The 11754-nt window shown below is 70.4% G+C and carries 8 protein-coding genes and 2 pseudogenes; 7 read left to right on the top strand and 3 right to left on the bottom strand.

What is annotated here, in order from left to right:
- On the top strand, nucleotides 1–1696 hold a 1696-nt coding region (locus tag AB0B89_RS17620; protein WP_358553508.1), incomplete at its 5' end, for a hypothetical protein.
- A 223-nt stretch (nucleotides 1697–1919) separates the two neighbouring features.
- Nucleotides 1920–2052 (top strand): annotated as a pseudogene (locus tag AB0B89_RS17615) (IS5/IS1182 family transposase); the annotation flags it as partial.
- A gap of 71 nt (nucleotides 2053–2123) precedes the next feature.
- Here the strand turns inward: AB0B89_RS17615 and AB0B89_RS17610 are convergent.
- Nucleotides 2124–3440, bottom strand: coding sequence for an MFS transporter (locus AB0B89_RS17610; protein ID WP_358553506.1), 1317 nt, complete (start codon nucleotides 3438–3440; stop codon nucleotides 2124–2126).
- A gap of 284 nt (nucleotides 3441–3724) precedes the next feature.
- Here AB0B89_RS17610 and AB0B89_RS17605 point away from each other — a divergent pair, with 284 nt between their 5' ends.
- From AB0B89_RS17605 to AB0B89_RS17590, 4 genes and pseudogenes are all read left to right on the top strand, one after another.
- Complete coding sequence (locus tag AB0B89_RS17605; RefSeq protein WP_358553504.1) at nucleotides 3725–4771, top strand: methyltransferase domain-containing protein; 1047 nt, start codon at nucleotides 3725–3727, stop codon at nucleotides 4769–4771.
- A 13-nt stretch (nucleotides 4772–4784) separates the two neighbouring features.
- Complete coding sequence (locus AB0B89_RS17600) at nucleotides 4785–6299, top strand: asparagine synthase-related protein (RefSeq protein WP_358553502.1); 1515 nt, start codon at nucleotides 4785–4787, stop codon at nucleotides 6297–6299.
- Nucleotides 6300–6303: 4 nt separating this feature from the next.
- Nucleotides 6304–7683 (top strand): hypothetical protein, encoded by a 1380-nt coding sequence (locus AB0B89_RS17595; protein WP_358553500.1) that lies wholly within the window; start codon nucleotides 6304–6306, stop codon nucleotides 7681–7683.
- A 221-nt stretch (nucleotides 7684–7904) separates the two neighbouring features.
- Nucleotides 7905–8182: pseudogene (locus AB0B89_RS17590) on the top strand (transposase); the annotation flags it as partial.
- A gap of 146 nt (nucleotides 8183–8328) precedes the next feature.
- Here the strand turns inward: AB0B89_RS17590 and AB0B89_RS17585 are convergent.
- Nucleotides 8329–8883: an HIT domain-containing protein gene (locus AB0B89_RS17585; RefSeq protein ID WP_358553498.1), complete on the bottom strand. Its 555-nt coding sequence runs from the start codon at nucleotides 8881–8883 to the stop codon at nucleotides 8329–8331.
- Nucleotides 8884–9055: 172 nt separating this feature from the next.
- On the opposite strand from AB0B89_RS17585, the gene AB0B89_RS17580 reads away from it, so the two are divergent.
- Entirely contained in the window at nucleotides 9056–9676 is a 621-nt protein-coding gene (locus tag AB0B89_RS17580; RefSeq protein WP_358553496.1) for an Asp23/Gls24 family envelope stress response protein, read from the top strand.
- A gap of 103 nt (nucleotides 9677–9779) precedes the next feature.
- On the opposite strand, the gene thrS is transcribed toward AB0B89_RS17580, so the two are convergent.
- On the bottom strand, nucleotides 9780–11747 hold the full coding sequence (thrS, locus tag AB0B89_RS17575) for a threonine--tRNA ligase (protein WP_358553494.1): 1968 nt from the start codon (nucleotides 11745–11747) through the stop codon (nucleotides 9780–9782).
- Nucleotides 11748–11754 lie beyond the last annotated feature (7 nt).

The following is an 11754-nucleotide window of genomic DNA, read 5'->3' as shown; positions in this document are numbered from 1 at the left end:
CGGGGGCCTCGCGGCACTCGGTGAGGGCGCGGGCCGGCTCGACAGCGGCATCGGCTCCCCCGGCGAGCTCGCAGACTGGTCCACCTGCCCCGTGCTCGCCGTGGACGTCGACGACCTGATCCATCCCTACCTCGACGGCGAGCTGCTGTCGCAGGCGCCGGACAAGCTCTCCCCCGCCCAGCGCAGGGCCGCGCTCGGAGTGGCGGACGCCGCGGTGGGCGCCGTGCTCGGCCACCTGCCACCGGACACCCAGGTCATGCTGGCCGGGCTGTCGGACCACGGCGCCGACCCGCACCTGCGGGTCGCGATGTGGCGGGCGCCGGGCGCCGGTGGCCACTTCCTCGGGGCGGCGTCCACCCATCGGGACGACATGGTCATCCTGAACGACGTCACGGTCACGATGCTCCAGGCGGCGGGCCTGCCCGTCGCCGCGACCGTCATCGGGGCACCGTGGAGCGCGAGCCGCCCGACCACCCTCGACGAGGGCGTGACGGCGCTCCGGCACGCCGACATCGCCGGGCAGACCATCCGCGGCGTCGGCGGCCCGTTCTTCATCGGCCTCGCCGTGCTGCAGGTGCTGTTCTACCTGATCGCCTACCTGCTGCTGCGCCGCCGCCGCGCCCTCGCCGGGGTGCGGGTCGCCGCGCTCGGCCTGGCGTCGATCCCGGTCTCGACCTACCTGGTGAACCTCACCCCGTGGGACCGCGCGGCCGTGCCCGGCCTCGCCCTGGCGGCCGGCGTGCTGGTGTCCGCCGTCGCGCTGACCGCGCTGGCCCTGGCCGCGCCGGCCCTGTGGTCGCGGCTGCGGGGCCGTCCGACGGAGAGCGGGGTACTCCTGCCGCCCTCCGTCATCGCGGGCGTGACGGCGGCCGCGCTCGTCGGCGACCTGCTCAGCGGCACGCCCCTGCAGCTCAACAGCCTCATGGGCTACACCGGCGTCGTCGGCGCCCGATACTCGGGGCTCGGGAACATCCCCTTCGCGCTGCTGGCCACCGCCGTCCTGCTGCTGACCGCCGCCGCCGCGGACGAGCTGGTACGGGCGGGACGCCGCCGGGTGGCCGTCGCCCTGGTGGCCGGCCTCGGCGGCTTCGCGATGCTCCTCGACGGGTGGCCCGGCGTGGGCAGCGACTTCGGCGGTGTGATCGCGTTCGTGCCGGGCATCGCGGTCACCGCCCTGCTGGTGGCGGGCAAGCGCGTCTCCATCGTCAAGCTGGCGGCCTTCTGCGGCGCGGGCGGCGTTCTGGTCATGGCCATCGCCTACCTCGACTACCTGCGGCCGACCGCCTCGCAGAGCCACCTCGGGCGTTTCGTCGGCCAGGTGGTCGACGGGACGTTCCTGCCGGTGATCCTCAGGAAGCTGACGGCCATGCTCAGCACTCTGCTCTCGCCGACCCTCATGCCCATCGTCGTCGCGGCCTTCGCGTTCCTGATCTTCGCCCTGTTCCGCCCCGGGGCCGCGAGCGCGGGGGTGCTGCCCGTGGCGTTCGAGCGGGCTCCGATGCTGCGCGCCGGCCTCATCGGAGCCCTGGTGAGCGGGGTCGTCGGGATGCTGGTCAACGACTCGGGGGCCGCCGTGCTGTCGATGGCGCTCGCGCTGGCCGTCCCGCTGGTGCTGTCGGCGGGCATCCGCGCCCTGGCACCCGGCTCAGGCGCCTCCACGGAGCCGGCCGCCGTGCTGAGTCCCCTGACGACGTGACCCGGGGGAGGCACCTCCCCCGGAGTCTCGGGCTCGGGCTCGGGTACCGGGGCGCTTCCAGGCGAGGCACCACCCGGGCCTTCCCAGACGCCCGTTCCGCAGTTCCCAAACCAGGACGAACCCGATTCGGAAACCCCTGAAACGACAAGATCCCGCCCGATCGCGATGACCAGACGGGATCCCGTCAACTTCAGTCCGGCCGTTTCAAGAACGGCCCTTCCTGCGCGGCCGCGGCATCATTCACCGCATCGCCCGTCGCGGTATCGAATCCAGCCAGGCTGGGACGCCACCGCTGGGTCGTCGAGCGCACCTTCTCCTGGCTGGCCGGCTGCCGCCGATTCCGGAGGATGTTTGTGATTGCCTTCCTAGTGTTCCTGTTACGCGGCAGACACTAGGAACGACCCCTTGCAGCTCAATTACAGCTCGCTTACGACACCAGGCCCCGAGCCAGGCGGTCCGCCCCCGCGCCGGCGTGGACGCCGTGTCGGGCGAGCGTCATGGCCGCCACGGCCGTCACGCCGCACAGTAGCCACACCCCATCCCCGAAGGCGGTCCAGGCCGCCACGCCGAGGATGGGGCCAAGGGAGTTGGCGAGACCGAACATCGCGTTGGCGGCGCCCAGGTACCGGCCCTGGTGCCCTCCCCGGCCGGCCTGGGCAGGGTAGGCGAAGTACATGGACGGTGCTCCGGCCATCTCGCCGAGCGTCCACACCAGGGTCGCGACGATCATGCCGGCTACTCCCCACGGCGGCGCGTACAGGGTCATGCCGAGGCCGGTGAGAGCCATCCCGCCGAGGATCGCCAGGCGCGGCGGCCGGCCCTGGACCAGCCGGGTGACGAGCAGCTCGCAGGTGATCACGAAGACGCCGTTGACCGAAATCAGCACGGCGTACACCACCACGGGCATGTGGTGGTCGCGGATCGCCAGCGGGAGCGTGGACAGGTACTGCACGTAGACGACGGAGTGGAGCAGCAAGGCAGCGAGAAACAGCAGGTAGGGGCGGTCACCGAGCATCGTGCGTCCTCGGGCGGGCGGCGCGGCCGGTCCGAGGGCCGGAGCTGCGGCGAGTCCAGGAGACGTGTCCGCCCCGGCTCCCGAGCTCGAGGCGGGGCCGGAGTCCGGGACCGAGGCGGGGCCGGAGTCCGGGACCGAGGCGGGGCGGCGGGGCAGGGCGACGCCCGCGATCACGGCGTAGGAGATCGCGCCCAGGGCCTCACCCCAGAACAGGAGGCCGTAGGAGACCGACGCGAGCGCGACGCCGGCCAGCGGGAGGGCGGTCGCGCCGAGGTTGACCGCGAGCCGGTTCATCGCGAAGACCATCAGCCGCCGCTCCGGCGGCACCAGGTCGCTGAGCATGCTCGCCGAGGCGGGCCGGTACGCCTGGCCGACCGCGCCGGTCAGCGCGATCAGGACGATCTTCGCGGGGTACGGCCCGAGGTAGTAGACGCCGAGGAGCAGCCCCGCCGTGCACGCCATGGAGACGACGATCGTGCGGCGCCCGCCGAGCAGGTCCGACAGCCAGCCACCCGCCAGCATGCCGCCGATGGACCCCGCGCCGTACGCGCCGAGAGCGAACGCCGCCTGCGTGTCCGAAAAGCCACGGTCGGTCATGTAGAGGATGGCGAAGACCTGGAGGAAACCGCCCAAGCGGTTCACGAAGGTACCGGCCAGCAGTGCCCGGGCGGCGGGCGGCGTCGCGCGCCAGGTGTCCAGGGCTCCGGCCCCGCTCAGCAGAGCCGGCACGCGTGGGCCCCTTCCTCGGGCGACGCGGCGTCTTCGCGTCCGCCCGCCCGGAACGGGTGCCGACTTCGGTTGGCCGGAAACGGCCATTTCCCCCCGCCGCCACGCCCGACTTCTCCTGGCCTCGACGCGGAGAATCCGCAGCACATCCAGCACTCACGGCATTCATGGATCTTGAGTCGATGCCCCGGGACCGCCGCTCGTCGCTTAACACCGCTCATTGACACGCTACTTGATCTTTGATAGGAAGCCCATGGCATTATTCGATTCTAACAGCAGGGAAGCGTGTGACCATAAAGGCGTTACTGCGACAGCCTTATCTTCCCGGCCTGCCCCTCGGAGATTATCTCGACCAAATCGGCAAACGTTTCCCTGATTTCGGCCGCGTCCTCTGGTTCGACCGAAAAGGCGCCGCCGAGGCGCTGGCCGGGCTGTACGCGACCACGAACGAATTCGAGACCAACGACGACGACGGCCGGGGCGACTCCTATCGCCGGGCGCAGCTCAATCGAATGATCCGGGCGCGCGGCATGCGCACGCTGTTCACCCTCGCCGCCGGGGTGCCGGACATGGAATCCATTCCGCCCGGCTGGACCCTGCTCGACCTCCTCGGCGGGGACGGGCTGCTGGCCCGGGTCTTCGCGACCATGGCTCCCCGGCCACGCCACGCCGTGATCACCAGCGACATGGCCGGTCACATGGTCGCCGCGGCGCTGCACGCCGGGCTCCCCGCCATCCGCCAGCAAGCACAATTCCTGTTCATGCGGGACGAGTCCGTGGACGCGGCGCTGCTCGCGTACGGCACGCACCACATCGCGCCCGAGGACCGGCTCGGCGTCTGCCAGGAGGCGGCCCGGGTGCTGCGGCCCGGCGGACGGCTCGTCCTGCACGACTTCGAAGCGGGCGCCCCGGCCGCCCTGTGGTTCTCGGAGGTCGTCCACCGATATTCCAGGGCGGGCCATTCCTATCACCATTTCACGGCCGCGGAAATGGCGGGTCATCTGAAACTCAGCGGGCTCGGATCCGTCCTGGTTCGCCGTGTCTACGACCCGCTCGTCATACGCGGGGGCTCAGCCGCCGAGGCGCGCAACCTGCTCGCCGACTATCTATTCGACATGTACGGGCTCACCGGCCTGGCGTTTCCGCAGACCCCGCTGGACGACCTCCGGCAGACGGTGTGGAAGCTCGCACGATACCACTTCGCGCACAGTGCGAAATACGCGCCGGACGACGCCGGATCCGAATGGAAACGGGAGCCGGTCGTCTACCGCGACGGCGCCGAGTGGGTGGCCGAAATCCCGAGAGTGGCCCTTGTGGCCGTCGGCGAGAAATGACCGAGGAGAGACCATGTGCGGAATCACGGCGGAAATAGCCGGGCCGACCGGCGGCGTGCCGGGCACCCGGGTGCAGGTGATGCTCTCCGAGATCCGTCATCGCGGCGACACCGAGCATTTCGGCGGTGTGGCCGAGCTTCCGGGCGCGGCGCTGGGCTGCAACCGCCTGGCCATCGTGGACCGCGCGACGGGCGCCCAGCCCATGTCCGACACCGCGCGGAACGTCTGGGCGACGTTCAACGGCGAGATCTACAACCACGCCGAGCTGCGCCGCGAGCTGGCCGGGCTCGGCCACCGGTTCCAGACCGCCTCCGACACCGAGGTCCTGGTGCACGGCTACCGCGAGTGGGGAGCCGACCTGCCCCTCCACCTCGACGGCATGTTCGCGTTCGTGGTCTACGACGCCTCCCGGCGGAGCTTCCTGTGCGCGCGGGACCGGTTCGGGGTGAAGCCGCTGTACTGGGCCCGGGACGGCGACCGCCTACTGTTCGCGTCCGAGATCAAGTGCTTCCTCCCGATCCAGGTGACTCCCCGGGAGTTCCCGCCCGGCCACCTGATGGTGGACGGCGCGGGCCCGCACCGCTACGACGAGCGGGACGACAGCCCCCTGCCAGACGGCGAGGACGAGCTCGTCGCCGGGTTCCGCGGGCTGATGGACAATGCGGTGCGCAAGCGTGTCCAGACCGACCTGCCGATCGGCGTGATCTACAGCGGCGGCGTGGACAGCGCGGCCGTCCTCGGGCTGGCGGCCCGCCACCACCCCGAAGTGACGGCGATCAGCGTCGGCTTCCCGGGCGCACCTGACCTGGACTTCGCCGAGCGCTCCTGCCGGGACCTCGGCATCCGGCAGATAACGCGGCACCTGGAGTACGGCGAGCTCATCGACAGCATGAAGTCGATCGTGCAGCAGGTCGAGACCTTCGAGGTGATCGACATCATGGACTCCTGCGTGATGGCGCCGGCCTACGAGGTGGCGCGCGAGCTCGGCCTCAAGGTCGTGCTGGTCGGGGACGGCAGCGACGAGTCGCTGGCCGGGTACGAGCTGTTCCGCGAGCACCCCGACCCGGTCGCCATGAGCCGCTACCGCGTGATGAACCTGCACCGCACCGACCTGCAACGGGTCGACCGGCTCTCCATGATGAACACCGTCGAGGCGCGCGTCCCCTTCCTGGACCGCGAGGTGGTGGACTTCGCCTGGAAGCTCCCGATGGAGTACAAGTTCCGTGACGGCATCGAGAAGTGGATCCTGCGCGCGGCGATCAGCGGCGTGATCCCCGACTACCTGGCCTGGCGCCCGAAGATCAGAATGCCGCAGGGCACCGGCCTGCTGTTCCAGCTCATCGACTTCGCCCGAGGGCAGGAGACGGGCCTGGACGGCGAGCTGCTGCGGGAGATAGGCCTCGACCAGCCCGAGGCGGCCTACTTCCTCCAGGCGTACCTCGACGCCGGCTACCCCCTGCCGCCCGCCCGTTACCGCAGGCCCGGCTGGGACTTCGCGGCCAACGGCTACTTCGTCTTCCAGGAGTAGGCCGATGACCAGACCCCCGATCCTGCTGGTCTACGCGCGTGGCGGACCGCCGCTCTCCGACGTGCTCCCCCGCGTCGCCGCGCACGCGGAGGTCCATCTGCTCGCCATCTCCGCGCCCCCGGCCGGGGGTGGGGCGGCCATCGCCGCGCACTGCGCCTCCGTCCTCGACGCGACCGGGGACGGGCTCGCGGGCGAGGCGCTGGCGGGCCGGATCGTCGAGGCGGCGCGGTCCGTCCGCGCCCAGGGCGTCCTCACCTTCTCGGAATTCGCCCTGATCGCCACCACCGTGGCCGCCGACCGGCTCGGCCTGCCCGGGCCGGGCGGCGAGGTGATCAAGGCGCGCAGCAAACGGCTCATGCGGCGGACGTGGGCCGAAGCCGGCGTACCGGTCCCAGGTTTCCACCCGGTCGACTCGGTGGAGGACCTGCGCCTCGCCTGGACACTGCTCGCCCCGCCCGTGCTGCTCAAGACGGCGTGGGGCGCGGGCTCCATCGGCCAGGTCGTCGTCGAGCGGCCGGAGGACATCCCGGCCGCGTACGCCCGGGCCCGCGCCGCCGCCGAGAAGGCGCGGCAGGCGAACATGGCGGAACTTTACGTGGCCGAGCCCGGCGAGCTCATCGCCGAGGAGATCATCGTGTCCAGCCGGTCGTCCTGGCACGACGACGCACGGTACGCCGACTACCTCAGCGTCGAGGGCCTGGTCGTCGAGGGAACCTACCACCCGGTGTGCATCACCGAGCGGCTCCCCACGCTGCGCCCGTTCGTCGAGCGGGGCAACCTCGCGCCGTCCGTCCTGCCCGAGCCGCTGCAGCGCGAGATCGAGCGGGCGTCGGTACAGGCCGTGAACGCGCTCGGGCTCGGCACCTGCGGCACCCACACCGAGATGAAGCTGCTGCCCGGCCGGCGAGTCTGCCTGCTGGAGACGGCTGCCCGCTTCGGCGGGCACCTGCTGACCCGGCAGGTTGAGGCGATCCACGGCGTCGACCTGGTGGGCGCCCTGACGATGGCCTCCCTCGGGAACAACCCGGGCCTACCCAGGCAGATGATCACCGGCCCCGGCCGTCGGGCCGCCGGCTCGGTCAACATGATCGCGGCCGATTCCCTGGGCGTCCCCTGGAGGAGCACACCCACGTTCGAGCCCACCCACCTCGACCTGCGTTCCCTGGTCTCGCCCCGGAGCCACATCGAGATCGTGCCAGACCTCACCAGCCTGCCGCCGGGAACGCCCATGGCGTCCTTCGACCCACCACGAGGTTCCCTCAATCTTGCCGGGGTCTTCTACATCGAAAGCCCCGACTCCAGAACCCTGGCCCACGACGCGTACACAATCCTGAACCAACTGGAAACAGCAATGACCGCCGCCTCCACGTCCACCTCGGCCTGACCACCGCCTCCCTGGCGGTCGTGGCAAGCCCGCCAGGTAGGACCTCCGGGTGCGGCGCGGGAGTCCGGAGGAACGAGTCGTCAGCCACTGACGCCCCCAACACCCGACGACAGGCAGCGCCGACCACACATCTCAATTCCGGGCAGCAGAAAGGCCCTCTCGCAATCCTGCGAAAGGGCCTTTGTAGTGCGGAGGCTCGGGGATTTGAACCCCGGATGGGCTGGAGCGCCGCCCGGGTGTGGGCCAAGCTGTACCGGATCCTGCTGGACGAACTCGGCGCCCGAGGGGAACTGGACTGGTCGCGCTGCGCGATCGACTCCGTCAGCGTCCGGGCGGCAAAAGGGGGGAGCTGACAGGCCCGAATCCTGTCGATCGCGGCAAGAAAGGGTCGAAGATCCACCTCATCACCGAACGGAGCGGTCTGCCGATCTCTGTCGGGATCAGCGCGGCCAACACCCACGACAGCCTGGCGCTGGAGCCGCTGGTCCGACCTCTAAGGGGATCGAAGATCGACGACCTAGAGGCGGACGCGCGCCGCAAGCTCACGGTCAACGACCGCACGCTCAGCAAGACCGAATGCAGGGGCATGCATCACGGCGAGCGGATCCAGTGCAAGTACGTGAAGGGTGTGGACTCCGTCGCCGCCTAGGCGGGCCAGGCGTCGGCCAGGAGCTCCCGGGTGTCCTTGAGCAGTTGCGGGAGCACCTTGGTGTGCCCGACCACCGGCATGAAGTTCGTGTCGCCGCCCCAGCGCGGCACGACGTGCTGGTGCAGGTGACCCGCGATGCCGGCCCCGGCGACGTGGCCGAGGTTCATGCCCACGTTGAACCCCTGGGCGCCGCTGGCCTTCCTCAGCGACACGATCGCGCGCTTGGTGAAGTCGGCCAGCTCCGTGGTCTCGGCCTCGTCCAGGTCGGCGTAGTCGGCGACGTGGCGGTACGGGCAGACCATCAGGTGCCCGGAGTTGTACGGATAGAGGTTGAGCACCGTGAACACCGAGGAGCCCCGGGCGACGACGAGCCCGTCCTGATCGCTCATCGTGGGGATCTCGCAGAACGGGCAGCCCTCACCTGGGCCGGTGCCGCTCGGCTTGTTCTCCCCCTTGATGTAGGCCATGCGGTGCGGGGACCACAGACGCTGGAAGTTGTCGGGATCTCCCGCACCGGGCTGCTCAATCGGCTCCTGCATGCCTTGCAGCATAGGACGAGCCGCCGGGGCGGTGACGAGCGGGCGCGTCCCTACGACCGCGGACGGATGGGGCACGGTTTCGGCGGAATCTCACCCGGACGACGGGCCGAACCGGTATGACAGGGACGTGCCGCGAGGACACCGGCCCCGAAACCGGCATCGGCCCCCGACATCAGGAGCTTCCATGACCGACACCGTCTCCACCGAGGAATCGTCCGCGGGCAGCCGGCTCCACGAGGAGTACGCGGAGTCCTCGCAGGCGTTGCCCGATCACGTGCCCGATTCCTTCCCCGCGCCCGCGCACGCGGAGGACGAGTCCGAGTCCCGCTTCGAGGAGTCCCCCGGCGCCACGGGGCACGGCGACGAGATCGGAACCGGCCTGGTGGCCGACGAGCCCGACACCGCGACCGGCGTCAGGGGGCGCATCAAGGTCGCCGACGAGGTCGTGGAGAAGGTCGCCGCCCTCGCCGCGCTTGAGGTCACCGGGGTCGCGGACCTGGGTGGAGATCTCGAACGGGCGCTGGAGTCGGTGCGCGACCGCATCGGCGTCGGTGCCAAGCGCCCGAACCAGGGCGTACGCGCCCGCATCGACAACCGTCAGGTCGCCGTCGACGTCACCATCGTCATCGAGTACGGCCATATCGTCATGGAGGTCGCCGGCGACGTCAAGGTCAACGTGGCGCGCACCGTGAGCCACATGCTGGGGATGCGGGTCGTCGAGGTCAACGTGACCGTGGACGACGTGCGGCTCCCGGACGAGCGGCAGCCGGCGAGGTCCGACGACGATCTCGTCGAGGCCTTCTGAAGATCGTGACGGGGTGACGGCCGACCGCCCGGACGCTCAACGCCCGGGCGATCGGACCGTGTGGTCAGACCTTGCGATCCGCCTGCGTGGTCGGACCGCGTGATCAGACCTGGACGCGGCGCTCGATCGCGTCCAGGATCTCGGCGATGGCCTCGTCGACCGGAACGCCGTTCTTCTGCTCGCCGTCGCGGTAGCGGAAGGAGACGGCGCCGTTGGCGACGTCGTCGTCACCGGCGAGGAGCATGAACGGCACCTTGGACTTCTGGGCGTTGCGGATCTTCTTCTGCATGCGGTCGGCGGAGCCGTCGACCTCCACGCGGATGCCCTTCTCGCGCAGCCGCTTGGCCACGTCGCCGAGGTAGGACACGTGGGCGTCGGCGATCGGGATGCCGACGACCTGCACGGGCGCCAGCCACGGAGGGAACGCCCCGGCGTAGTGCTCCACCAGGACGCCGAAGAACCGCTCGATCGACCCGAACAGCGCGCGGTGGATCATGACGGGACGCTGGCGCGACCCGTCGGCCCCCTGGAACTCCAGCTCGAAGCGCTCCGGGAGGTTGAGGTCGACCTGGATGGTCGACATCTGCCAGGTGCGGCCGATGGCGTCCTTGGCCTGCACGGAGATCTTGGGGCCGTAGAAGGCCGCGCCGCCCTCGTCGAGGACGAGGTCGAGGTTCTCGGCCGAGGCCGCCACCCGCAGCGCCTCGGTGGCCTCCTCCCAGACCTCGTCGGTGCCGATGGACTTCTCGGGGTCGCGGGTGGACAGCTCCAGGTAGAAGTCGTCGAGGCCGTAGTCGCGCAGCAGACCGAGCACGAACCGCAGCAGGCTCTTGAGCTCGTCCTGCATCTGGTCGCGGGTGCAGTAGATGTGGGCGTCGTCCTGCGTCATGCCGCGCACTCGGGTGAGGCCGTGCACGACGCCGGACTTCTCGTAGCGGTAGACGGTGCCGAACTCGAACAGGCGCAGCGGCAGCTCGCGGTAGGACCGCCCGCGCGACCTGAAGATCAGGTTGTGCATCGGGCAGTTCATGGGCTTGAGGTAGTAGCGCGCGCCCTCCAGCTCCATGGGCGGGAACATGCCGTCGGCGTACCAGTCGAGGTGGCCGGAGACCTGGTAGAGGTTCTCCTTGGTGATGTGCGGGGTGTTGACGAAGGAGTAGCCCGCCTCCTCGTGCCTGCGCCGGGAGTAGTCCTCCATGATGCGGCGCACGATGCCGCCCTTGGGATGGAACACGGCGAGGCCCGAGCCCAGCTCGGTCGGGAAGGAGAACAGGTCGAGCTCGGCGCCCAGCTTCCTGTGGTCGCGCTTCTCGGCCTCGGCGAGGAGCGCGAGATACTCGTCCTGCTTCTCGCGGGACTCCCACGCGGTGCCGTAGATGCGCTGGAGCTGGGGGTTCTTCTCGCTGCCCCGCCAGTAGGCGCCACCCGAGCGCATCAGCTTGAACGCCGGGATGACCCGGGTGGTGGGCAGGTGGGGGCCCCGGCAGAGGTCCTTCCAGCACAGCTCGCCCGACTTGGGGTCGAGGTTGTCGTAGATGGTGAGCTGGTCGCCGCCCACCTCGACGCTCTCTTCGTCGGCCGCGCCGCCCTTGAGCCCGATGAGCTCCAGCTTGTAGGGCTCGGCGGCCAGCTCCTCGCGGGCGGCCTCGTCGGACACCGCGCGCCGGGAGAATGCCTGGCCCTGCTTGACGATCTCGCGCATGCGCTTCTCGACGCGCTTGAGGTCGTCGGGGGTGAACGGCTGCTCGACGTCGAAATCGTAGTAGAAGCCGTTCTCCACGGGCGGGCCGATGCCGAGCCGGGCGCCGGGGAAGATCTCCTGGACGGCCTGCGCCATCACGTGGGCGGTGGAGTGACGGAGGATGGACCGGCCCTCCTCGCTGTCGATCGCGATGGGCTCGACGGTGTCGCCGTCGGCGACCTCGGTGGCGAGGTCGCGCGGGTGGCCGTTGATCTTCGCGGCGACGACGGCGCGGCCGTCCGCCGCGAGGGCCTCGCCGGCCGTCGTGCCGCCCGCCACCACACGCTCGGCTCCGGCGAGGGTGATGCGTAGTTCGAGGGCGGCAGACACGATTACT

Source organism: Sphaerisporangium sp. NPDC049002, from assembly GCF_040649355.1.
Classification (GTDB): Bacteria; Actinomycetota; Actinomycetes; order Streptosporangiales; family Streptosporangiaceae; genus Sphaerisporangium.
This window is presented reverse-complemented; position numbering and strand designations above follow the sequence as displayed.